The sequence below is a fragment of the Pantoea sp. S18 genome, from assembly GCF_045689705.1.
GTDB lineage: Bacteria > Pseudomonadota > Gammaproteobacteria > Enterobacterales > Enterobacteriaceae > Pantoea > Pantoea symbiotica.
Map to the genome: position 1 here is coordinate 3,180,389 of NZ_CP142688.1, position 23,436 is coordinate 3,203,824.

A 23,436-nucleotide genomic window follows, 5' to 3' on the forward strand; every position below is an offset into this window, starting at 1 on the left:
CGGATAAAGGAATTAAGGATCGAACCATGAGTTCATTGCTGCGCATTCGTCAGCTCTACCCTCGACTGGCGCTAAATGAGCGTCGGCTGGCGGATTTTTTGCTGTCGCAGCCGGATCGTGCACGGCATCTCAGTTCACAAAAACTCGCCGAGGAATCGGGCGTTAGCCAATCCAGCGTGGTGAAGTTCGCCCAGAAGCTGGGCTATAAAGGCTTTCCGGCGCTGAAGCTGGCGCTGAGCGAGTCGATGGCCGATCGCGATGCGATCACCGTGCATAACCATATTTTCAGCGACGATCCGCTGAAAGTGGTCGGTGAAAAGCTGCTGAGCGAGAAGATCTCAGCGATCCGCGCCACGCTGGATATCAACAGCGAAGAGAAGCTGCTGCAAACCTTACAGCTGCTGAAAAACGCCAATCGTATTTTGCTGGTTGGCATCGGTGCGTCCGGTTTAGTGGCGAAAGATTTTTCGTGGAAGCTGATGAAGATTGGCATCAATGCGGTGGCGGAACAGGATATGCACGCCTTGCTTGCCAGCGTGCAAGCGATGGCGCCAGGCGATGTGCTGCTGGCGATCTCCTATACTGGCGAACGCCGCGAAATCAATCTGGCGGCGCAGGAAGCGGCGCAAGTTGGTGCCGATGTGCTGGCCTTTACTGGTTTTACGCCGAATGCTCTGCAGCAGTGCGCTACGGTGTGCCTCTACACCGTGGCGGAAGAGCAGAGCACGCGCAGTGCAGCGATCTCGTCGACCAGCGCGCAGCTGGCGCTGACCGATCTGCTGTTTATGGCGCTGGTACAAAACGATCCCGAACGCGCCTCCAGCCACATCCGCCACAGCGAAGAGTTGGTGAAAAAGCTGGTCTGATGAGATGAGGCGCGTATAATACCCGCGCCTTTTCTGCTGTTATTGGACTTCTGCTATGGCCCTGCTCATCACCACTAAATGCATCAATTGCGATATGTGCGAACCTGAATGCCCAAACCAGGCAATCAGCTTAGGCGATGCGATCTATGAGATTGATGTCGACCGCTGCACCGAGTGCGTGGGCCATTATGATGTGCCGACCTGCCAAAGCGTCTGCCCGATTGATAACACCATTATTCTCGATCCACAGCACCCGGAAAGCCGCGAGGCGCTGTGGGAGAAGTTCGTGGTGTTGCACCCTTAGTTCTCGATAAACTAGTTCTCGATAATCACCGTTGCGCAGGCGTAATGGCGTTCATCCGCTAACGTCACATGCACGTGCTTCACGCCGAGCTGGCTGGCAATCACTTTGGCCTGCTCAAAGAAACGTAATCCCGGCTTGCCCAGCGCATCGTTGTACACTTCGAACTGATTGAAGGCCAGGCCACCGCGAATGCCGGTGCCGAAGGCTTTTGCTGCCGCCTCTTTCACCGCAAAACGTTTGGCAAGAAAGCGCACCGGTTGCTGGTGCGCCTGATATTGTTGCCACTCGGCTTCGCTCAATACGCGGCGCGCCAGACGGTCGCCGGAGCGCTCAATGACGCCTGCAATGCGCTCAATCTCTACGATATCGCTGCCAAGTCCGAGAATTGCCATTAGCGACGCGCTTCCCGCATCAGCTGCTTCATTTCACTGACCGCATCGGCCAGACCGCTGAACAGCGCGCGACCAATAATCGCATGGCCGATATTCAGCTCGTGCATTTCCGGCAGTTCAGCAATCGGCTGCACGTTGTGGTAGGTCAAACCGTGCCCGGCATTCACCTTCAGGCCAAGGCTGGCGGCGAAAGTCGCGGCTTTACGGATGCGTGACAGCTCAGCCTGACGCTCGAGACCTTCGGGTGCTTCGGCATAAGCGCCGGTGTGAATTTCGATATAAGGCGCGCCGCTGGTAACCGCTGCTTCAATCTGGCGGTGATCGGCATCGATAAACAGTGAAACCAGAATGCCGGCGTCGCTCAACAGGCGCACCGCCGCATTGATTTTATCCTGCTGACCCGCCACATCCAGCCCGCCTTCGGTGGTCACTTCCTGACGCTTTTCTGGCACCAGGCAAACGAAGTGCGGCTTGATTTCGCAGGCAATGTCGATCATCTCGTCAGTGACCGCCATCTCCAGATTCATGCGCGTCTGGATGGTGTCACGCAGAATGCGCACATCGCGATCGGTGATGTGGCGGCGATCTTCACGCAGATGCACGGTAATACCGTCGGCGCCGGCCTGCTCAGCAACAAACGCGGCCTGCACCGGATCGGGATAGTTTGTGCCACGAGCGTTACGAACGGTGGCAATGTGGTCAATGTTGACGCCTAACAGCAACTCAGCCATGACAATCCTTAAATGTGTTCAGTGTGTTTGCAGTGTACCGCGCTGAATATATCAGGCGGTACGACCAGCGCTAATCGTTTGCCACATCTGGTTTCTTTTTTGGCACAAACTGGCGAAACAGTTCCTGACTCTTCAGCGGTTTGCCGCCAAGATAGGGCTTCAGCGCCATGCGCGTAAAGCGTTTAGCGGCGCGCAGCGTATCAGCATCCGGGAATTCGCGTTCCCACAACGCCCGCAGCTGGCGGCCGGTAAAGCTGCGCTGATTGACCACCAAACTGGCGATAAAGCCCTTCTCTTCCCGGTAGCTGTAGGTCATGCCGTCAGCAACCTCTTCCCCGCTGCCGGCGCAATGCAGAAAATCCACGCCGTAGCCGAGATGCCCGAGTAGCGCCAGCTCAAAGCGGCGCAGCGCCGGTTCAGGCGAGCCGTTGCCTGCCGCCAGCGTTTGGATGCAATTCAGGTAATCGAAGAACATGTCAGAGAAGGGAATTTGCTGCTCCAGCACGCGCGACAGCAGTTCGTTGACGTAGAGCCCGCAATAAAGCGTGATGCCGCTGAGCGGCAATGCCAGTGAAACGGCTTCGGCATTGCGCAGCGTTTTGACGTCACCGCGTCCGCCCCAGCGCACCAGCAGTGGCGTAAAGGGTTGCAGTGCACCTTTCAGTTGGGAGCGGCGCGAGCGGGCGCCTTTGGCAAGGACGCGGACGCGCCCTTCACTTTCGCTGAACAGATCGAGAAGCAGGCTGGTTTCGCTGTAAGGGCGACTGTGCAGCACAAAGGCGCGTTGCCAGCCTTCCATCAATTAACCTTCGTCAGAGTAACCTAAGCTGCGCAGCGCACGTTCATCGTCCGCCCAGCCAGATTTCACTTTAACCCACAGCTCGAGATGCACTTTCGCTTCAAACATCTCTTCCATGTCTTTACGCGATTCAATGCCGATGGTTTTGATCTTGGCGCCTTTATTGCCAATGACCATCTTCTTCTGGCCTTCGCGCTCAACGAGGATCAAGCCATTGATGTCGTAACCGCCGCGATCGTTAGACACAAACTGCTCAATTTCTACGGTAACGGAGTAAGGCAGCTCAGCGCCAAGGAAGCGCATCAATTTTTCACGGATGATCTCAGACGCCATAAAGCGCTGTGAGCGGTCAGTGACATAATCTTCCGGGAAATGATGCTCAGATTTTGGCAGGCATTTGCGCGCAATCGCCGCAATAGCATCTACGTTTTTGCCGCTTTCCGCTGAGATCGGAACGATTTCGAGGAAGTTCATCTGCTGGCTAAGGAACTGCAGATGCGGCAACAGAATGCTCTTGTCCTGAATGTTGTCGACTTTATTGATCGCCAATACCACAGGAACTTTGTTATCACGCAGCTTGTTGAGCACCATCTCGTCGTCTGGCGTCCAGCGCGTGCCTTCAACCACAAAAATTACCAGCTCAACATCACCAATGGAGCTGCTAGCAGCACGGTTCATCAGGCGGTTGATCGCCCGCTTCTCTTCCATGTGCAGCCCTGGTGTATCCACGTAGATCGCCTGGTAAGCGCCTTCGGTGTGGATACCCATGATGCGGTGACGCGTGGTTTGCGGCTTGCGTGAAGTGATCGACACTTTCTGCCCCAGCAACTGGTTCAGCAAAGTGGATTTACCGACGTTTGGTCGGCCTACAATCGCGACAAAGCCGCTATATGTTTCGAGTTCGCTCATTCGAGTCCTGACTTGGGCAGCGTCGCTTTCGACGCTGCGATGTGACTATTTATTCGAGGCCAAGCTTAATTAACGCCTGTTCGGCGGCTGCTTGCTCGGCTTTACGGCGGCTGGAGCCAATGCCCACCACCGGTTCTGCCATGCCACTCACCTGACAGTGAATGGTGAATTCCTGATCGTGGGCTTCGCCACGCACCTGCACCACCAAATACGATGGCAGCGGCAGATGACGTCCCTGCAAATACTCCTGCAGGCGCGTTTTCGGATCTTTTTGTTTATCGCCCGGACTGATCTGTTCCAGTCGCGAGTGATACCAGTCGAGAATTAACTTTTCGACGGTTTGAATGCTGCTATCGAGGAAGATGCCGCCAATTAAGGCTTCAACGGTATCCGCAAGAATCGATTCACGACGGAAACCGCCGCTTTTCAGCTCGCCCGGACCGAGGCGCAAACATTCGCCAAGGTCGAACTCTCGCGCCATCTCCGCCAGCGTATTGCCGCGCACCAAGGTGGCACGCATGCGGCTCATGTCGCCTTCGTCCACGCGCGGGAAGCGGTGATAGAGCGCATTGGCGATCACGTAGCTGAGAATAGAATCGCCAAGAAATTCAAGACGTTCGTTGTGTTTGCTGCTGGCGCTACGATGCGTCAGTGCCTGCTGCAATAAATCCGGATGAGTAAAAGTGTAGCCCAGTTTGCGCTGCAGCTTGTTAATGACGATGGGGTTCATGCTATTCCAGTTGTTCTGTGCGTCTATCACTGCATACGAAACAGGGCTGAGGTTCCAACCTGTTCTGTTTGGTGTGCACTGGCCTCCCGAAAGAGAGGCCAACCTTTTTTGAAGCTAATTAGTGAATCCCACCAATGCGGCTAAAGCGCACGCCGGTCGGCCACTGTCCTTCTTGTTTCTCGAAGCTCATCCAGATAGCCACCGCTTTACCTACCAGATTCTTCTCGGGCACAAAGCCCCAGTAGCGGCTGTCGGCGCTGTTATCGCGGTTATCGCCCATCATGAAATACTGCCCTTGCGGCACAATCCAGGTCGATTGCGGCTGGCCCGGCTGCTGATAATACATGCTTGCCTGACTTTGCGCTTCGTTTACCAGCAAGATATCGTGCGTTACGCTGCCCAATGTCTCTTTACGGGTGCCGAGACGCAGGCCGCCCTTCATGGTTTCGCCCTGCGGCGCCTGGAAGAAGCCGTTGCCGGTTTCATTGCCATCAAAGCCGCTGAAGGTCTGAATGAAATTGCTTGGCTCAACGTTAGTGTAAGTCACCGGCAGCGCCGTGTCGCAATTGCCGCTGCTGCAACCCGGATTGATGGTCAGGGTTTTGCTGTAAGGATCAAATACCACTTTGTCGCCCGGCAAGCCAATCACGCGCTTGATGTAATCCACGCTAGGATCTTTCGGGTATTTGAATACCGCGACATCACCGCGCTGCGGATGACCGGTTGGGATCAGCGTGGTTTGAGTAATCGGATCTTTAATGCCGTAAGCAAACTTCTCCACGAGGATAAAGTCGCCAATCAGCAGCGTTGGCATCATTGAGCCCGATGGAATCTGGAACGGCTCAAAAATAAACGAACGCACGATCAATACCACCGCCAGCACCGGGAACACCGATGCTGTGGTTTCAACCCAACCCGGCTGCGCGGCTACTTTCGCCAGCGTTTTACTGTCGAGTGCGTTGCCAGCCTGCGCTTGCGCAGCAGCCTGCTTCGCACGACGCGCCGGTGCCCATTTAAAGCGATCGATACACCAGATAACGCCAGTGATCAGTGTTGCGATCACTAAAACCAGGGCAAACATGTTAGCCATTAAAAATCCTTATTTGCTGTCTTTACCGACATGCAGAATGGCAAGGAATGCTTCCTGCGGCAGCTCTACGTTGCCGACCTGCTTCATTCGCTTCTTACCGTCTTTCTGCTTCTGCAACAGTTTCTTCTTACGGCTAACGTCACCGCCATAGCATTTCGCCAGGACGTTTTTACGCAGCTGTTTTACCGTTGAGCGAGCGATAATGTGGTTGCCGATTGCCGCCTGAATCGCAATATCAAACTGCTGACGTGGGATCAGATCTTTCATCTTCTCCACCAGATCGCGGCCACGATATTGTGAGTTATCACGGTGAGTAATCAGCGCCAGCGCATCAACACGTTCTGAGTTAATCATCACGTCGACACGCACCATGTCAGAGGTCTGGAAACGTTTGAAGTTATAATCCAGCGAGGCATAACCGCGCGAGGTTGATTTCAGACGGTCGAAGAAGTCGAGAACTACTTCCGCCATCGGAATCTCATACGTCAGCGCAACCTGCTTGCCGTGGTAAACCATGTTGGTCTGCACGCCACGTTTTTCGATACACAGCGTAATGACGTTGCCGAGGAACTCCTGCGGCAGCAGCATGTGACACTCCGCAATCGGCTCACGCAGTTCGGCAATATTGTTCAATGGTGGCAGCTTCGACGGGCTATCAACGTAGATAGTTTCGCCGTCGGTGGTTTCCACTTCATACACTACGGTTGGCGCGGTGGTGATCAGATCCAGATCGTATTCACGCTCCAGACGCTCCTGAATGATCTCCATGTGCAGCAGACCGAGGAAGCCGATGCGGAAACCGAAGCCCAGCGCCGTTGAGCTCTCTGGCTCGTAGAACAGTGACGCATCGTTCAGGCTCAATTTGCCCAGCGCATCACGGAACGCTTCATAGTCGTCAGAGCTGATCGGGAATAGACCGGCGTAAACCTGTGGCTTCACTTTCTTGAAGCCAGGCAACACTTTCTCCGCCGGATTGCGCTGCAAGGTCAAGGTATCACCCACTGGCGCGCCGAGGATGTCTTTAATCGCACACACCAGCCAGCCTACTTCACCGCAGTTCAGTTCGTTGCGATCAACACGCTTCGGCGTGAAGATGCCGAGACGGTCAGCGTTGTAGCTTTGACCGGAGCTCATGACTTTAACTTTGTCGCCTTTGCGCAGCGTGCCGTTCTTAATACGAATCAGCGATACCACACCAAGGTAGTTATCGAACCAGGAATCGATGATCAGCGCCTGCAGCGGACCTTCAGGATCGCCTTCTGGCGGCGGAATGTCACGCACCAGACGTTCCAGCACGTCGGGCACGCCGACGCCGGTTTTCGCCGAGCAACGCACCGCATCGGTCGCGTCAATGCCGACGATATCTTCAATCTCTTCCGCTACGCGCTCTGGATCGGCGGCAGGCAGGTCGATTTTGTTCAGTACCGGTACCACTTCCAGATCCATTTCCATTGCGGTGTAGCAGTTTGCCAGCGTCTGAGCTTCAACGCCCTGCCCTGCATCGACCACCAGCAATGCTCCTTCACACGCCGCCAGCGAGCGGGAAACTTCATAGGAGAAGTCAACGTGACCAGGAGTATCGATAAAATTGAGCTGGTAAGTTTCACCGTTCAGCGCTTTGTAATCGAGCGTCACGCTCTGCGCTTTAATGGTAATGCCGCGCTCACGTTCCAGATCCATGGAGTCCAGAACCTGCGCCGCCATCTCACGATCGCTCAGGCCACCACAAATTTGAATCAAACGGTCAGAGAGCGTTGATTTGCCGTGGTCAATGTGAGCGATGATGGAGAAATTTCGTATGTGCTTCATTTATATGAATATCTTCACGTAGAAAATCAGTGGGAAACTTGAGCACGGACACATTCAGGAAAGTGAGCTTTATCCGGAACCCTGTCGGCCTCATTAATGACGACGCATATTACACTGTTAACGCCGCGCGTTAAAGAATGGAACTGTGGGGAATCGCAACAGATTTCAGCGGTTAAGCCGATTGAGAAAGGCCGCATCAAATGCGGCCTGAACGGGGATCACGCTTCGCTTTCCACGCGCAACGCATCAGGCGGTAACGCAACGCTAAGAATCACCGGCTGGAAAGCCTCGCGATCGCCGAAGAGTTTGGATACACCTTTCGCAACGATAAAGCCGCCAATGCCGCCCAACAGCGCGCCACAGGCTGCAGCCAGATCGCTGGCGAACAGCATCTGGAAGATGCCCGCCACTAAAAACAGGCCAAACAGCGGCGTCATGTAAACCAGCAAAGCGGAACCCAACAAGCTGCTTTCGCGGATACCTAGCTCGATGCGCTGGCCGGGTTGCAACGGCTCCGCGCTGGCGATAGTCATTACGTGGGCATTTTTCGGCCCCAACTGATTAAGCGCGTGGCTGCCGCAGCCTTTACGCGCTGAGCAGCTGTTACAAGACGTTTTCGCTTCCGTGTGCAGCGTGGCAATGCCTTCTTTCCACGCCACCACGGTGGCCCATTCTCTCATCATTTTGGTGAACCCGAATCTATGCTGTCCGCAATACGTTTAGCAGTGGCTGGCGGTAACTCGCCCACCACCGTGATTTCGTTATTATTGCGTACTTCTGTCTGCACCGTACGACGCCCAGTGCGCAATGCCTGCACGCTGCTGCTTTTATCTGCTGGCGTAACGTTGATGGCAAAGCTAAACAGGCCATCGCTGTACAGGCGCGATTCGACCGTTTTGTTCATCGATGGGATATCACGGCGACTTTGTGAGATCAGTTTCATGCCCGCCGGGAGCCAGCCTGGCTGCCAGCTGAGTTCAACTTTGTCACCCGCCGGTAAAGACAGCGATGGCGGCAAGTTGGCCTTCTCCAGCCCTTGCATCAAGTTGCGCACGCCTTCATCGACGGCAAAGCTGATGACGCGGAACTGCTCCAGCGTTTCACCGTCCCGATCGAGCAGATCGATACGCAGCGGCAATTTGGTATCCACATCCAGCCACACTACATAGCTGTAGCGCGTGCCATCACGTGACACGATGCGCACCACTTCGCACATCTGATCGGCCATACGCGAGCGGCCCACCGGAATGAAATCGTAGGCTTCACCCAAACGGGAGAAGTCGGCGAACATCAAACCGGGTAACGCATCAATGATGTGATTGCCCGGCAGCGAGAAGGGATCTAATCCCGGCTCGAAATAGCTGATGTCGTTTCCGCGCTGGATCACTTCACGGCGCGGCCCATCCATCTGCAACAGTTGGGCGAAGATACGATTGTCGATAACCGCGTGACGATAACGCAGAGATTCAATGCCGAGACGCGAGACATTGATGTAGGCAAATTCGTAGTTGAGGTTCTGGCTTGCCTGCTCCATCTGTTGTAACAACGCCCCGGACGCAGAGGTCTGCGCCGAGGCGATAGATGAGCAAAACAGGCTGCCTGCCAGCAGGCTAACGGCACACCAAAGCTGCTTCATTACTGCTGCTGAGTTCCTAACGACTGATTTCCGGGAACATTAGCCTGAGCCTGTTGCGGATCGTTTTTCTCAAACTGAACCTGATCGGCATGCAGACGACGTTGCAGTTCATAATCCTGCAGCATGGCATTGACGCGACGACGCTGCTCCTGCACCTGCTGATTAGAGCTGTTGGTGTCAAAGGCTTCAGAAGGCACGCCTAAGCTAACAGGAGAAGCTTTACCCATCATCGGCAAGGTGTTGAATGCCGGTGAATCGGACGCCTCAGTCGCGCTGCCGGTTGGTGAACTGTTGTAGTGCTGAACACCGACAATCACCGCCAGTGAAACACAGGCAGCAACACCGACTTGCGTCAGCTGTGCCGCCCAACTGCCACCGCGACGCCAGAACGGCATCTTCTCGTAACGTGACGGCTCAGGCTGCGCTTCAGGGATCAGCGGAGTGACTTTGCGTGCCGGCTCGTTTTCGATGGCCGCAGCCACACGTGCGGAGATATCAAAATGCAGCACTTCTCCGATATCACCTCGTAAGGTGTCGCGGATGAGATGGTAGCTTTCCCAGCTTTGCTGAAGATCCGCATCCTTAGATAACGACGCCAACAGCTCGTTATCTAAAGTTTCACCATCCATTAAAGCGGAAAGTTTTTCTTTCTGCATGCCTTGGTACCCTTCCAGTAGCCGTTATCACTGACGTTGGATAAGCGGTTGAACTTTATTATCAATAGCCTCTCGTGCACGGAAGATACGCGAACGTACGGTACCGACCGGACAATCCATGATGACGGCAATCTCTTCGTAACTAAGGCCATCCAATTCCCTGAGGGTAATGGCCATACGAAGATCTTCGGGAAGCGCCTCAATGGTACGAAAGACGATTTGTTTCAGTTCCTCAGACAACATTAAGTTCTCAGGGTTCGAAATTTCTTTCAGTGCACCTGCACTTTCGAAATTTTCCGCATCAATCGCATCCACATCACTGGATGGCGGACGTCGCCCCTGAGCAACCAGATAATTTTTCGCTGTATTGACCGCGATGCGGTACAGCCATGTATAAAAGGCGCTGTCGCCACGGAATGATTCCAGTGCGCGATACGCTTTAATAAAAGATTCCTGAACCACATCAGGCACATCGCCTGACGGAACATAGCGTGAAACCAGGCTCGCCACTTTATGCTGGTATCGAATCACCAGTAAATTAAAGGACTTTTGATCTCCCTTCTGAACCCGCTCAACGAGAACCTGATCCGTTAACTGCTCGCTCATCCGAGGTAATATCTCCCCAAAACTTTTTTATGCGTAAGTGAACTGCCAGCACATCTCATTGTTCTGAGCAAGCATGCGCTTAGAGTGACCTAATGGTCTGAAGTTCACTACGACCAGAATTTTTCCGTATCGGAACCACGACATCATTGTTGTTGATTGTCTTTCAGTGTAGCGACTTGCCACGCTGGTGGTGTCTTTTGCGGCACCGATAATCGCTGGCAGAGTACCTTATGACGCCGTCATTTTCACCTTTATTACCTGAATTTTCAGAGTGTTTGATATAAAAAACACATTGTGCTTAATTTCAGAGTTAACTTACTGAATTCACGTTATTATCTCCCTCTGCTGAATAATTTTTCCGCGCAATTTGTTCAAAATACTTCACAGCATCCCCATCCCGGCTTATGCTCAAGCCACCTTTTGTTTAGTAAATTAAACACCATGACTTCTCTCCCGGAATATCAGTGTGATGTCCTCATCGTCGGCAGCGGTGCGGCAGGTTTATCGTTAGCGCTGCGCTTAGCGCCGCATTATCAGGTTACCGTGCTGAGTAAAGCGCAGGTGAATGAGGGCTCAACGCTGTATGCGCAGGGCGGGATTGCGGCGGTGTTTGACGAAACAGACAGCATCGAATCACACGTTGAAGACACGCTGGTTGCTGGCGCAGGCTTGTGCGACCGCGATACGGTGAGCTTTATCGCCAGCAACGCGCGTCATTGTGTGCAGTGGCTGATTGATAATGGTGTCGCCTTCGATAAAGAGCCGCAGGCTGATGGCGAAGCGCGTTATCACCTCACGCGCGAAGGCGGACACAGTCATCGCCGCATTCTGCACAGCGCCGATGCCACCGGCCGCGCGGTGGAAACCACGCTGGTAAGCCAGGCGTTGAGCCATCCGAATATCCGCATTATCGAACGCACCAATGCGGTGGATTTGATTCTCTCCGATAAGCTTGGCCTGCCCGGCAAGCGTCGCGTGGTTGGCGCATGGATCTGGAACCGCAAGCGTGAACAGGTGGAAACCTGTCGCGCACGCGCCGTGGTGTTAGCTACCGGCGGCGCAGCGAAAGTCTATCAGTACACCACCAATCCGGACGTAGCGTCTGGCGATGGCATTGCCATGGCATGGCGCGCCGGTTGCCGCGTGGCGAACCTCGAATTCAATCAATTCCATCCCACCTGTTTATTCCATCCGCAGGCGCAAAACTTCCTGCTGACTGAAGCACTGCGCGGTGAAGGCGCCTGGCTGTTGCGTCCTGACGGTACGCGCTTTATGCCTGACTTTGATCAGCGTGCCGAGCTGGCGCCGCGCGATATTGTGGCGCGCGCCATTGACCATGAGATGAAACGGCTGGGCGTCGATTGTATGTATCTCGACATTAGCCACCAGCCAGAAAGTTTTGTGCGCGCGCACTTCCCGATGATTTACGAAAAGTTGCTGACCTTTGGCCTCGATCTCACTAAACAGCCGATTCCGATTGTGCCAGCAGCGCATTATACCTGCGGCGGCGTGATGGTCGATCAGCAAGGCCGCACTGACGTAGATGGGCTGTATGCGATAGGCGAAGTGAGCTACACCGGCTTACATGGCGCAAACCGTATGGCATCCAACTCTTTGCTGGAGTGCCTGGTTTATGGTTGGTCAGCGGCTGAAGATATGATCGCACGCTTGCCGGACGTCGCGGCGGTAGAACATCTGCCCGCGTGGGACGAAAGCCGCGTTGATGATGCCGATGAACGCGTAGTGATCCAGCATAACTGGCATGAACTGCGGCTATTCATGTGGGATTACGTGGGCATTGTGCGCACCACTAAGCGTCTGGAGCGCGCACTGCGCCGCATTAATTTGCTGCAACAGGAGATCGACGAGTACTACGCGCACTTCCGCCTCTCTAACAATTTGCTCGAGCTGCGCAATCTGGTGCAGGTCGCTGAACTGATGGTGCGCTGTGCGCTGGAGAGAAAGGAGAGTCGAGGGCTGCACTTTACCCTCGACAATCCCGATTTGCTGGATGAGGCGTTACCGACCATCCTGCAGCCCGAAGTTAGCGAAACAGGTAAAAGTCTTTCACCAGGCTGAGCCAGTCGGCTGAATAGCTTTTATCTTCATCACGAATGGCGAGACGTTCCAGCAACGTTTCGCCGGCGGAGGGAGAAAAGCCCAACACCACGCGATTCGGCGGACGCTGCGCATAGGCGGCGACATCGTAGCGATAACGCAGATGCCAGCCATCCGCCAGCGCCAGTGAAATCAATGCTTCGCCTGCTTCAGCCGGCAGCACCACGCAAAATAGCCCTTCTTCTTCAATCAACTGGGCGGCACAGCGCAGCAGCGTAAGATGGTCGAGCGTGGCGGTGCTGCGTGCGGTATCACGCGCGACACAGCCTGTTGCCATGCCGGGCGCAAAAAACGGCGGGTTGCTGACGATGAGTGAAAAGCGTTTTTCACACTGTTCGCTCCAGCTGACAATATCCTGATGATGCACATGAATGCGATCTGCCCACGGCGAGGCCTGCATATTTTCCTGCGCCTGTTGCGCCGCGCTGGCTTCCAGTTCGACCGCATCAATCTCTACCGAATCGGGCGTGCGTTGCGCCAGCATCAGCGCTATCAACCCGCTGCCGCAGCCAATATCGAGGATGCGACGCGCGCCTGCTACTGGCGCCCAGGCCCCGATTAACACGCCATCGGTGCCGACTTTCATCGCACAGCGATCGTGCGCCACGAAAAATTGCTTAAAGGTAAAACCATCTTTTCTTAACGTCGGCCGCACCTGCGGCTGGTCCTGAGACATACTTCACTACCATTGAATTTTTTACTGCCGGAAGTGTAACGTGGTGGCGATGGGAATTCACCTGCGCCTGTAATACCTACACAAACAGATGAAGATTATATTCGTTCTGTCTATAATCAGCGCCCCAAACTGAGGTAGACCATGACCGTAACCACATTCTCCGAACTCGAACTCGACGAAAGCCTGCTACAAGCTTTGCAGGAAAAAGGCTTTACTCGCCCTACTGTTATTCAGGCCGAGACCATTCCTGCCGCGCTGGAAGGCCGTGACGTTCTGGGTTCGGCTCCAACCGGGACGGGGAAAACTGCAGCGTTTTTGCTGCCCGCTTTACAGCATTTGCTCGATTTCCCGCGCAAGAAATCAGGCCCACCACGCATTCTGATCATCACCCCAACGCGCGAACTGGCGATGCAGGTTGCCGATCACGCGCGCGAACTGGCTAAACACACGCATCTGGATATCGCCACCATCACCGGTGGTGTGGCGTATATGAACCATGCCGAAGTGTTCAGCGAAAACCAGGACATCGTTGTCGCGACTACTGGCCGTTTGCTGCAGTACATCAAAGAAGAGAACTTTGACTGCCGCGCCGTAGAAACGCTGATTCTTGATGAAGCTGACCGCATGCTCGATATGGGCTTTGCGCAGGACATCGAAACCATCGCCGCAGAAACCCGCTGGCGCAAACAGACGCTGCTGTTCTCAGCGACGCTGGAAGGCGATCACATTAAAGACTTCGCCGAGCGCTTGCTCAACGAGCCGGTGTTTATTGAAGCCGACCCAAGCAAAAGCGAACGTAAAAAGATTCAGCAATGGTATTACCGCGCCGACGATCTGCAGCATAAAAACAAGCTGCTGATTCACCTGTTGAAACAGCCAGACGCTACGCGCGTCATCGTGTTTGTGCGTAAACGTGAGCGTCTGCATGAGCTGGTCACCTGGCTTCATGAAGCCGGCATTCGCACCAGCTATCTCGAAGGCGAAATGGTGCAGGTTAACCGTAACGAAGCGATCAAACGTATGAATGATGGCCGCGTTACGGTGATGATTGCCACCGACGTTGCTGCGCGCGGTATCGACATTGACGATATCTCGCACGTCATTAACTACGATTTGCCGCGCACCGCCGATACCTATCTGCACCGCATCGGCCGTACCGCGCGTGCAGGCCGTAAAGGTACCGCAATCTCGCTGGTCGAAGCGCATGACCACGTGCTGCTGGGCAAAATCACCCGTTACATCAACGAGCCGTTGAAAGCGCGTGTGATTGATGAGCTGCGTCCAGAAAGCCGTGCGCCAAGTGCCAAAGTGACGGGAAAACCGTCGAAAAAAGCCCTTGCGAAGCGTCAAGAGCGTAAAGAGAAAGAACAAGAGAAACCGCGCGTCAAACAACGCCATCGCGATACCAAAAATGTGGGTAAACGCCGCAAGCCAAGCGGTAGCGATGCACCAGAGTCTGGTGCGGAATAAAGCAGCACTCGCTGTAATTAATCGCCTCTTATGAGGCGATTTTTTTGTTTTAAGCGTAGCGAAAAAGCGCTTTCGCTATCAAACGGCCTCAAGAAGCCTTTCTTTGTCATCAAGCCATATAAAAAAAGCCGCGCCAATCAACATTGACGCGGCTTATATTGCTGTGTGTCTTTTCGTCAGCGCTGCAATTACAGGCTTTCGGTAAATGTACGTGTAATCACGTCACGCTGCTGCTCTGGCGTCAGCGCGTTAAAGCGCACGGCATAGCCCGATACGCGAATGGTCAACTGCGGATATTTTTCCGGATGATTGACGGCATCTTCCAGCGTTTCGCGACGCAGCACGTTAACGTTCAGATGCTGACCACCTTCGATGCGCACTTGCGGCTTCTGCTCAAGTGGAATTTCACGGTAAGCGATTTCGCCGAGGTCGCTGATAGCAACAACCTGATCTTCCGCGAAATCCCCTTTGGCGCACAGGCAGCGCGCTTCGGCTTTATCATCGTCCAGCAGCCAGAATGAGTTCAACAGCTGTGGATTATTTGCCTGAGTAATTTGAATACCGGTAATCATAGTAGGTCTCCAGGGCTTTACGCTGTCGCAACCGGACAGCGAGGTTCATAAGGTTTTGGAATGCTGTGGTATATCACTGCAAGAAACCCGCCGTTTTGACCTGTATCAATTTCGTCCAAACGCGATTGAGCGCGGAAATACTAACAACTTGATTCATAACAACTTCACTCGATAACTTTTTACGTAAAGATTCAAATTATTTTTACCCTTCTGCTGTTGAGTGCGACACGTTAAGCTAGGCGCACTATTTTGCAGGGAGTCAAAGATGGCTGAGAAGCTGACCTGGCACGACGTGCTGGCTGAAGAGAAAGAAAAACCTTACTTCGTGGAAACGCTGAAAGCGGTGGCCAATGAACGCGCTGCCGGCGTAACGGTGTATCCGCCGCAGAAGGATGTGTTTAATGCCTTTCGGCTGACCGAACTGGGCGATATCAAAGTGGTGATTTTGGGTCAGGATCCTTATCACGGCCCGAATCAGGCGCATGGTCTGGCCTTTTCTGTGCTGCCCGGCGTGGCGATCCCGCCGTCATTACTGAATATGTACAAAGAGCTGGAGCAGGATATGCCCGGCTTTGTGCGCCCTACGCACGGTTTTCTTGAAAGCTGGGCAACGCAAGGCGTGATGCTGTTGAACACCGTGTTAACGGTGGAAGCCAGTAAGGCGCATTCGCACGCGCGCTTTGGCTGGGAAACTTTCACTGATAACGTCATCAGCGCCATCAATCAGCATCGCGAAGGGGTGATTTTCTTGCTGTGGGGATCGCACGCGCAGAAGAAAGGCAGCATCATTGATACGCAACGTCATCATGTGCTGAAAGCGCCGCATCCTTCCCCGCTCTCCGCGCATCGCGGCTTTTTTGGCAGCAAACACTTCTCACAGGCGAATGCGCTGCTGAGCCAATCAGGCCAGTCACCGATTGACTGGATGCCGGTGCTGCCTTGAAAAAACAAACGGCCGCATTAAGCGGCCGTTGTTATTACAGCGACAGATTAGCCTTTGGCTTTGGTCACTGCCACCATCGCCGGACGCAACAGGCGACCGTTGAGGGTGTAACCGCGCTGCATCACCATCAGCACGTGATTTGGCGCCATCTCTTCTGATTCCATCATCGACATCGCCTGATGGATCTCCGGATTGAATGGCACATTGGTTTCGCCAACCACTTCCACGCCAAACTTACGCACCGCGCCCAGCAGCGACTTCAGCGTCAGCTCGATACCTTCAATCATCGAAGCCAGTTCAGCGTTATCTTTGTTTGCGACTTCCAGCGCGCGCTCCAGGCTATCGATCACTGGCAGCAGCTCGTTGGCAAATTTTTCCAGCGCAAATTTATGCGCCTTTTCCACATCCATTTCAGTACGACGACGGATATTCTCGATTTCCGCCTGCGCACGCAGCTGTGCATCACGCACGCCGGTTTGCGACACGGCTAACTCGGCTTCCAGTTGCGCGATACGCTCATCACGCGGATCCACCTCAGCGGTTGTCTCTGCGTCCACGTGCTGCTGATCCTGTTGAATTTCGTCTGAGACTTGCTCGTTTGGGGTGTTCTGTTCTTTACTACTCATGAATTTCTCCGCGTTTTGCACATTCATCTCGCTGGTTGGCTTATTATGGGGATCAGTTTGACGGTTTCAAGTAAACCCATCACATTGCCTGGCCGTTTTGGCTTATAAGGAACTCGCGCTAAATGAACAAACACTTTAACTGCATCGGGATTGTCGGCCATCCGCGCCATCCTACTGCGTTAACCACCCATGAAATGCTCTGGCGCTGGCTAACGGCAAAGGGTTATGAGGTGATTGTCGAGCAGCAGATTGCGCGCGAACTGGATTTGAAAAATGCCGAAACCGGCAGCCTTGCGGATATTGGTCTACGCGCTGATTTAGCGGTTGTAGTAGGTGGCGATGGCAACATGCTTGGTGCTGCCCGCGTGTTGGCGCGCTATGACATCAAAGTGATTGGTATTAACCGTGGCAACCTCGGTTTTCTTACCGATCTCGACCCGGACAACGCGCAGCAGCAGCTGGACGATGTGCTGCAGGGCGATTACTTCGTCGAAAGCCGCTTCCTGCTGGAGGCGCAGGTGTGCAAAGAAGATTGCTCGCCGCGTATTGGTAGTGCTATCAATGAAGTGGTGCTGCATCCCGGTAAAGTCGCGCACATGATTGAATTCGAAGTCTATATTGATGAGGTGTTTGCCTTTTCACAGCGCTCCGATGGTTTGATCATCTCCACGCCAACCGGTTCCACTGCCTATTCGCTCTCGGCTGGCGGCCCCATTCTAACGCCGTCACTGGATGCCATTACGCTGGTACCGATGTTCCCGCACACGCTCTCGGCGCGCCCGCTGGTGATTAACAGCAGCAGCACCATCCGCCTGCGTTTTTCTTCCCTGCGCAGCGATCTGGAGATCAGCTGTGACAGCCAGATTGCCTTGCCAATTCAGGAAGGTGAAGATGTCCTGATTCGCCGCAGCGCTAATCATCTCAATCTCATCCATCCTAAAAATTACAACTATTTTAATACCTTAAGTTCAAAGTTAGGTTGGTCTAAAAAATTGTTCTGAAAATCAGCACTGACCACTTTACTGTATAAAATACCAGGATATACTGTATGTAAAACCATATCTGTTTTTACATACAGGTGATTCTATGCTGGCACAACTGACCATCAGTAACTTTGCTATCGTTCGTGAACTGGAGATCGACTTTCATCGTGGTATGACGGCGATCACGGGTGAAACCGGCGCAGGTAAATCTATCGCTATCGATGCGTTAGGCCTGTGTTTGGGCGGACGCGCTGAAGCAGATATGGTGCGTCAGGGTGCCAGTCGCGCGGATATCTGCGCCCGCTTCCAACTCAAAGCTTCGCCTTCCGCACAGCGCTGGCTGGTGGAGAATCAACTGGATGAAGGCAATGAGTGTTTGCTGCGTCGTGTGATCAGCGCGGATGGTCGTTCGCGTGGCTTCATCAACGGCACGTCGGTGCCGTTATCCCAGCTACGTGAACTGGGTCAATTGTTGATTCAGATTCACGGCCAGCATGCTCATCAGCTGTTGCTCAAATCCGATCACCAAAAACATCTACTGGATGCTTATGCAGCCCACGATGATTTGCTGTCTGAAATGCGCCAGCACTATCAGCGCTGGCATCAGAGTTGCCGCGCACTGGCGCAGCATCAGCAGCTCTCGCAAGAGCGTGAGTCCCGTCGCGAGCTGCTGCAATATCAGTTGAAAGAACTCAATGAATTTGCCCCGCAGCTGGGCGAATTTGAACAGATTGATGAAGAGTACAAACGTTTGGCGAACAGCGGCCAGTTGCTGTCCACCAGTCAGCAAGCGCTGCAAATTCTCGCCGATGGTGATGACACCAACCTGCAGAGCCTGCTGTATAGCGCCCGTCACATGCTGGGTGAACTGGTGACGCTGGATAATAAAGTCAGCGGCGTGTTCAATCTACTGGAAGAAGCCGCAATTCAGCTCAGTGAAGCCAGCGATGAACTGCGTCACTATTGTGAACGTCTGGATCTCGATCCCAATCGCCTGCATGAGCTGGAGCAACGCCTGTCACGTCAGATCGCACTGGCGCGCAAGCATCATGTCTCACCTGAAACCTTGCCGGTGCTTTATCAGCAATTGCTTGATGAAGCGGAACTGCTTTCGCAGCAAGAGAGCGATCAGGAAACCTTGCAATCTGAAGTCGTCGCTCACCATAAAGCCGCGTTAGTCAGTGCTGAAAATCTGCATCAACTGCGTGAACACTCCGCTCAAGAGTTGAGCCAGCTGATTACCCAAAGCATGCGCACGCTGGCAATGCCGCACGGCCAGTTCGCTATCGTGCTGGAGTTCAATGCCGATCAACTCACTGCAGATGGCGCAACGCGCATTGATTTCCGCGTCACAACTAACCCAGGTCAACCGCTCCAGCCGCTGGGTAAAGTGGCGTCCGGCGGTGAGCTGTCGCGTATTGCGCTGGCAATTCAGGTGATCACCGCACAGAAAATGGAAACGCCAGCAATGATCTTCGATGAAGTGGATGTCGGTATCAGCGGCCCAACCGCCGCAGTGGTAGGCCAAATGCTGCGTCAGCTAGGCGAGTCAACGCAGGTGATGTGTGTCACGCATCTGCCGCAGGTTGCTGGCTGCGGTCATCAGCACTTCTACGTCAGCAAAGAGACGGATGGTGCGATGACAGAAACCCATATGCAGCCGCTGGATAAACGCGCGCGTCTGCAAGAGTTGGCGCGTTTACTGGGCGGCAGCGAGGTAACGCGCAACACGCTGGCCAACGCTAAAGAACTTTTAGCCGCTTGATACCGCACTTTTTTCCCGGCTGGTGGTCATATGCTTGCTCTGTAGAGGTTTCAAATAGCGAAAAGGTTTATTATCATCGGCAGCTATGTCGTCTGAATAATAAAGCCTGCCGCAGGCAGAGTTCAGAATTTGATGGCAAAAAAATAGCCTGCTGAAAGGCGTTTGGCCCCAGAAAAGGAATGTATAGATGCGCTGTAAAACGCTGACTGCCGCGGCAGTAGTAATGTTGATGATGACCGCTGGATGTTCCACCCTTGAGCGCGTTGTGTATCGTCCGGATATCAATCAGGGGAATTACCTGGTCGCCAACGATGTGTCGAAGATTCATAACGGCATGACGCAGCAGCAGGTTGCCTACACGCTCGGTACGCCGATGATGCGCGATCCATTTGGCAGCAACGTTTGGTACTACGTGTTCCGCCAGGAACCAGGTCATGAAAATGTGAAACAGCAAACCCTGACGCTGACCTTTGACAGCAACGGAACGCTGACCAACATCGACAATAAGCCGAAGCTCACTGGCAAAGAAGGCTAAGTGAACGGCAATAAAAAAGGCGCTTAAGCGCCTTTTTTAGTTTTTACTTCTGACTATTTCTTTTCAGCTGAACGCTCTGCGCGTTGACGCCGCAACTCTTTCGGATCGGCAATCAGCGGACGATAAATCTCAATGCGATCACCATCCTGCACGACATCAGCCAATTTTACCGGGCGGCTATAAATACCGACCTTATTCGAGTTCAGGTCAATATCTTTACGCAGTGACAACAACCCCGACGCCTTGATCGCCTGCTCAACGGTTGCGCCTTCCTCAAGCGTGACGGCACGCAAATACTGCTTATCCGGCAGTGCGTAAACCACTTCCACGCTGATATCAGGCACGATAAACCTCTTTCGCGCGCTGACTGAACGCCTGCACCATGCTGTTCGCCAGCTCTTTAAAGATGCGGCCGAACGCCATTTCTACCAGCATATTGGTGAACTCAAAATCGAGGTTCAACTCAACTTTGCAGGCATCATCGCCCAATGAGGTGAAATGCCAGCCGCCGGTCAATTTACGAAACGGGCCATCAACCAACTGCATCAATATGCTTTGGTTGCTGATCAGCGTATTGCGTGTGGTGAAAGTTTTACTGATGCCGGCTTTCGAGACATCAACGGCCGCGGTCATTTGATCTCCGCTGTTATCCAGCACGCGACTGCCGGTGCAGCCCGGCAGAAACTGAGGATAAGCATCCACGTCATTCACAAGACGGTACATCTGCTCAGCGCTATAAGGGACCAGCGCTGAACGACTAATCTGGGCCATAATGGTTCCTGTTCATCACAAAACCATTGAATAATACCATTTTCGGTCACCAAACAAAAATTCACGGCTTTGCTTGCTGTGCTAAAATGGAGTGTTTTTTACCGCCCTGCAGGACAGGGGATGCGCCCATAAACTGAGTGATGTAGACTACGCCGCACTATGACAAAGAAAAAAGTTAACAAACCCGGTTCAGCCACTATTGCCCTCAATAAACGCGCACGTCATGAATACTTCATTGAAGAAGAGTTCGAGGCGGGTATGTCGTTACAAGGATGGGAAGTCAAATCACTGCGTGCCGGTAAGGCAAACATCAGCGATAGCTACATTCTGCTGCGCGATGGTGAAGCTTACCTGTTCGGCTCTACTTTCCAGCCGCTAGCGGTGGCTTCAACGCATGTGGTGTGTGATCCCACGCGAAGCCGCAAGCTGCTGCTAAAACAACGCGAACTCGATTCGCTGTATGGTCGCGTTAACCGTGAAGGCTTTACCGTGGTTGCACTGTCGATGTACTGGAAAAATGCCTGGGCCAAACTGAAGATTGGTGTGGCGCGCGGTAAGAAAGAGCACGACAAGCGTGACGACGTTAAAGAGCGCGAATGGAAGATGGATAAAGCACGTATTATGAAGAATTCAAAGCGTTAAGCGCTGGATCTTGACGCCACTTGTCTGTAGTATTGAAATTTCTTGGGGCTGATTCTGGACTCGACGGGATTGTGAAGCCTTAGGAGCATGCCGAGGGGCGGTTTGCCTCGTAAAAAGCCGCAAAAAAATAGTCGCAAACGACGAAAACTACGCTTTAGCAGCTTAATAACCTGCTTTGAAGCCCTCTCTCCCTAGCTTCCGCTCTTAAGACGGGGATCAAGAGAGGTCAAACCCAAAAGAGATCGTGTGGATGCCTTGCCTGGGGTTGAAGCACTAAATCTAATCAGGCTAGTTTGTCAGTGGCGTGTCTGTCCGCAGCTGGCCGGCGAATGTAAAGACTGACTAAGCATGTAGTGCCGACGGTGTAGTAATTTCGGACGCGGGTTCAACTCCCGCCAGCTCCACCAAAATCCTTCGAAGATGATTCCAGAGTCATCCGTAGAAGTCCTGAAAGCCCGCACGGCACAAGCCCTGCGGGCTTTTTTGTGTCTGTAACCTTCCGAGACGATCCGCCTGAATCCAGAGATAATTGGTACACGAATTGGTACACGTTATAATGTGTACCAAAAACGTGTACCAATTATGGACGGAAACCAGTCATGGCGCGGATGACACGCCCACTCACCAATAATGAAATCCTCAAAGCTAAGCCTCAGGAGAAAGACTTCACACTGCATGATGGCGACGGCCTTTTCCTGCTCGTCAAAACATCAGGTAAGAAGCTTTGGCGTTTTCGCTATCAGCGGCCAAAGAGCAGCAGTCGCACAAATCTCAGCCTTGGCTCTTACCCTGCCCTAACGCTTGCTGTCGCACGCCAAATGCGTGACCAATATCTGACGATGCTTGCGCAAGGGATTGATCCGCAGAAGCAACAAGAGGAAGTATCAGAGCAACGGCAAATTGAGCTGGATAGCATTTTCTTAGTTGTGGCTGGGAGGTGGTTTCAACTCAAAAGTAAAAGCGTCACCGAGGATTACGCTAAGGATATTTGGCGATCGCTGGAGAAAGACATTTTCCCTACGATTGGTGAGATTCCTGTTCAAGCGCTCAAGGCTAGAACGATCGTTGAAGCATTGGAGCCGATTAAAGCTCGCGGCGCGCTTGAGACAGTTCGCCGCTTGGTGCAGCGTATTAACGAGGTCATGATTTATGCAGTCAACACGGGGTTGATTGATGCCAACCCTGCATCAGGTGTAGGCATGGCTTTTGAAAAGCCTAAAAAGCAAAACATGCCCACATTGCGGCCAGAAGAATTACCTAACCTGATGCGTTCTATAGTCATGTCGAATCTGTCAGTCCCGACTCGCTGTCTTATTGAGTGGCAGCTCCTAACTCTTGTGCGTCCTTCTGAGGCTTCAGGTGCTCGGTGGGCAGAGATTGATATTGAGGCTAAATTATGGGCGATTCCAGCTGAGCGGATGAAAGCTAAACGCCAACACATTGTTCCTCTCTCACCTCAGGCTATAGAGATTTTGGAGGTGATGAAGCCCATTAGCGCGCATAGAGAACATGTTTTCCCAAGTAGGAACGATCCGAAACAACCGATGAACAGCCAAACAGCAAATGCTGCCTTGAAACGCATTGGGTACGGTGGAAAACTAGTTGCACATGGGCTGCGTTCCATTGCAAGCACTGCTCTAAATGAACAGGGATTCAGTGCTGATGTTATAGAAGCAGCCCTTGCACATAGTGATAAAAATGAAGTTAGGAGAGCGTATAACCGCTCCACTTATTTAAACAGACGAATCGAGATAATGAACTGGTGGGGAAACTTCGTCCGTTAATTAATTACAAGTGACTATGAGTT

26 protein-coding genes and 1 other RNA gene are annotated in these 23,436 nt (G+C 53.2%); 11 read left to right on the forward strand and 16 right to left on the reverse strand.

Going from position 1 to position 23,436, the window contains the following annotated elements:
• Positions 1-26 precede the first annotated feature (26 nt).
• A complete protein-coding gene (locus VIJ98_RS14670; protein ID WP_323274668.1) occupies positions 27-866 on the forward strand; it encodes a MurR/RpiR family transcriptional regulator in 840 nt (279 codons plus the stop codon).
• 55 nt (positions 867-921) lie between these two features.
• A complete protein-coding gene (locus VIJ98_RS14675) occupies positions 922-1,170 on the forward strand; it encodes a YfhL family 4Fe-4S dicluster ferredoxin (RefSeq protein WP_008101505.1) in 249 nt (82 codons plus the stop codon).
• An 11-nt stretch (positions 1,171-1,181) separates the two neighbouring features.
• On the opposite strand, the gene acpS is transcribed toward VIJ98_RS14675, so the two are convergent.
• The 11 genes from acpS to rpoE form a co-directional block, all read right to left on the reverse strand.
• Positions 1,182-1,562 carry a holo-ACP synthase gene (gene acpS / locus VIJ98_RS14680; protein WP_061718003.1) on the reverse strand — a complete coding sequence of 127 codons (381 nt, stop codon included), beginning with the start codon at positions 1,560-1,562 and terminating at the stop codon, positions 1,182-1,184.
• Entirely contained in the window at positions 1,562-2,293 is a 732-nt protein-coding gene (gene pdxJ / locus VIJ98_RS14685; RefSeq protein ID WP_008101508.1) for a pyridoxine 5'-phosphate synthase, read from the reverse strand. The genes acpS and pdxJ overlap by 1 nt, the downstream gene beginning before the upstream one ends.
• Positions 2,294-2,363: 70 nt before the next feature.
• Positions 2,364-3,092, reverse strand: a complete 729-nt coding sequence (gene recO / locus VIJ98_RS14690) for a DNA repair protein RecO (RefSeq protein ID WP_008101510.1) — start codon at positions 3,090-3,092, stop codon at positions 2,364-2,366.
• Positions 3,093-3,095: 3 nt separating this feature from the next.
• A complete protein-coding gene (gene era / locus VIJ98_RS14695) occupies positions 3,096-4,001 on the reverse strand; it encodes a GTPase Era (protein ID WP_008101512.1) in 906 nt (301 codons plus the stop codon).
• A gap of 49 nt (positions 4,002-4,050) precedes the next feature.
• Positions 4,051-4,731, reverse strand: a complete 681-nt coding sequence (gene rnc / locus VIJ98_RS14700) for a ribonuclease III (protein WP_036620136.1) — start codon at positions 4,729-4,731, stop codon at positions 4,051-4,053.
• Between the two features lie 118 nt (positions 4,732-4,849).
• Positions 4,850-5,821 (reverse strand): signal peptidase I, encoded by a 972-nt coding sequence (gene lepB, locus VIJ98_RS14705; protein ID WP_154155635.1) that lies wholly within the window; start codon positions 5,819-5,821, stop codon positions 4,850-4,852.
• A gap of 9 nt (positions 5,822-5,830) precedes the next feature.
• Entirely contained in the window at positions 5,831-7,630 is a 1,800-nt protein-coding gene (lepA, locus tag VIJ98_RS14710; protein ID WP_008101519.1) for a translation elongation factor 4, read from the reverse strand.
• Between the two features lie 218 nt (positions 7,631-7,848).
• A complete protein-coding gene (rseC, locus tag VIJ98_RS14715; RefSeq protein ID WP_008101521.1) occupies positions 7,849-8,313 on the reverse strand; it encodes a SoxR-reducing system protein RseC in 465 nt (154 codons plus the stop codon).
• Complete coding sequence (rseB, locus tag VIJ98_RS14720) at positions 8,310-9,266, reverse strand: sigma-E factor regulatory protein RseB (protein WP_008101523.1); 957 nt, start codon at positions 9,264-9,266, stop codon at positions 8,310-8,312. The genes rseC and rseB overlap by 4 nt, the downstream gene beginning before the upstream one ends.
• Complete coding sequence (gene rseA, locus VIJ98_RS14725) at positions 9,266-9,922, reverse strand: anti-sigma-E factor RseA (RefSeq protein ID WP_008101525.1); 657 nt, start codon at positions 9,920-9,922, stop codon at positions 9,266-9,268. Before rseA ends, rseB begins: the two co-directional genes overlap by 1 nt.
• 27 nt (positions 9,923-9,949) lie before the next feature.
• Positions 9,950-10,528, reverse strand: a complete 579-nt coding sequence (gene rpoE, locus VIJ98_RS14730; protein ID WP_007886161.1) for an RNA polymerase sigma factor RpoE — start codon at positions 10,526-10,528, stop codon at positions 9,950-9,952.
• 441 nt (positions 10,529-10,969) lie between these two features.
• Here rpoE and nadB point away from each other — a divergent pair, with 441 nt between their 5' ends.
• Positions 10,970-12,607 (forward strand): L-aspartate oxidase, encoded by a 1,638-nt coding sequence (nadB, locus tag VIJ98_RS14735; protein ID WP_154155631.1) that lies wholly within the window; start codon positions 10,970-10,972, stop codon positions 12,605-12,607.
• On the opposite strand, the gene trmN is transcribed toward nadB, so the two are convergent.
• Positions 12,573-13,322 carry a tRNA(1)(Val) (adenine(37)-N(6))-methyltransferase TrmN gene (gene trmN, locus VIJ98_RS14740; RefSeq protein WP_179449840.1) on the reverse strand — a complete coding sequence of 250 codons (750 nt, stop codon included), beginning with the start codon at positions 13,320-13,322 and terminating at the stop codon, positions 12,573-12,575. The two genes, nadB and trmN, sit on opposite strands and share 35 nt — an antisense overlap.
• Before the next feature lie 141 nt (positions 13,323-13,463).
• Between trmN and srmB the strand changes: the two genes are divergently transcribed.
• The gene (gene srmB / locus VIJ98_RS14745) at positions 13,464-14,792 is read left to right on the forward strand and encodes an ATP-dependent RNA helicase SrmB (RefSeq protein WP_008101533.1); all 1,329 of its coding nucleotides are present in this window, start codon (positions 13,464-13,466) and stop codon (positions 14,790-14,792) included.
• Between the two features lie 188 nt (positions 14,793-14,980).
• Here the strand turns inward: srmB and grcA are convergent, their stop codons facing one another.
• Positions 14,981-15,364 carry an autonomous glycyl radical cofactor GrcA gene (grcA, locus tag VIJ98_RS14750; RefSeq protein ID WP_008101535.1) on the reverse strand — a complete coding sequence of 128 codons (384 nt, stop codon included), beginning with the start codon at positions 15,362-15,364 and terminating at the stop codon, positions 14,981-14,983.
• Positions 15,365-15,629: 265 nt separating this feature from the next.
• Here grcA and ung point away from each other — a divergent pair, with 265 nt between their 5' ends.
• Complete coding sequence (ung, locus tag VIJ98_RS14755) at positions 15,630-16,307, forward strand: uracil-DNA glycosylase (protein ID WP_008101537.1); 678 nt, start codon at positions 15,630-15,632, stop codon at positions 16,305-16,307.
• A 47-nt stretch (positions 16,308-16,354) separates the two neighbouring features.
• Here ung and grpE read toward each other — a convergent pair whose 3' ends face one another.
• Positions 16,355-16,933, reverse strand: coding sequence for a nucleotide exchange factor GrpE (grpE, locus tag VIJ98_RS14760; protein WP_154155627.1), 579 nt, complete (start codon positions 16,931-16,933; stop codon positions 16,355-16,357).
• 122 nt (positions 16,934-17,055) lie between these two features.
• On the opposite strand from grpE, the gene nadK reads away from it, so the two are divergent.
• The 3 genes from nadK to bamE all read left to right on the forward strand — a co-directional run bounded on the left by nadK (position 17,056) and on the right by bamE (position 20,216).
• On the forward strand, positions 17,056-17,934 hold the full coding sequence (nadK, locus tag VIJ98_RS14765; RefSeq protein WP_323274673.1) for an NAD(+) kinase: 879 nt from the start codon (positions 17,056-17,058) through the stop codon (positions 17,932-17,934).
• 85 nt (positions 17,935-18,019) lie between these two features.
• Positions 18,020-19,681 carry a DNA repair protein RecN gene (gene recN / locus VIJ98_RS14770; protein WP_154155625.1) on the forward strand — a complete coding sequence of 554 codons (1,662 nt, stop codon included), beginning with the start codon at positions 18,020-18,022 and terminating at the stop codon, positions 19,679-19,681.
• A 187-nt stretch (positions 19,682-19,868) separates the two neighbouring features.
• On the forward strand, positions 19,869-20,216 hold the full coding sequence (gene bamE / locus VIJ98_RS14775) for an outer membrane protein assembly factor BamE (RefSeq protein ID WP_323274675.1): 348 nt from the start codon (positions 19,869-19,871) through the stop codon (positions 20,214-20,216).
• A gap of 53 nt (positions 20,217-20,269) precedes the next feature.
• Here the strand turns inward: bamE and VIJ98_RS14780 are convergent, their stop codons facing one another.
• Complete coding sequence (locus VIJ98_RS14780; protein ID WP_061718029.1) at positions 20,270-20,560, reverse strand: RnfH family protein; 291 nt, start codon at positions 20,558-20,560, stop codon at positions 20,270-20,272.
• Entirely contained in the window at positions 20,553-20,987 is a 435-nt protein-coding gene (locus tag VIJ98_RS14785; RefSeq protein ID WP_008101549.1) for a type II toxin-antitoxin system RatA family toxin, read from the reverse strand. The genes VIJ98_RS14780 and VIJ98_RS14785 overlap by 8 nt, the downstream gene beginning before the upstream one ends.
• Before the next feature lie 159 nt (positions 20,988-21,146).
• On the opposite strand from VIJ98_RS14785, the gene smpB reads away from it, so the two are divergent.
• From smpB to VIJ98_RS14800, 3 genes are all read left to right on the forward strand, one after another.
• The gene (gene smpB / locus VIJ98_RS14790; protein ID WP_007886141.1) at positions 21,147-21,629 is read left to right on the forward strand and encodes an SsrA-binding protein SmpB; all 483 of its coding nucleotides are present in this window, start codon (positions 21,147-21,149) and stop codon (positions 21,627-21,629) included.
• A gap of 44 nt (positions 21,630-21,673) precedes the next feature.
• Positions 21,674-22,036: a transfer-messenger RNA gene (gene ssrA, locus VIJ98_RS14795) on the forward strand.
• A 192-nt stretch (positions 22,037-22,228) separates the two neighbouring features.
• Positions 22,229-23,413 (forward strand): integrase domain-containing protein, encoded by a 1,185-nt coding sequence (locus tag VIJ98_RS14800; protein ID WP_323274677.1) that lies wholly within the window; start codon positions 22,229-22,231, stop codon positions 23,411-23,413.
• Positions 23,414-23,436 lie beyond the last annotated feature (23 nt).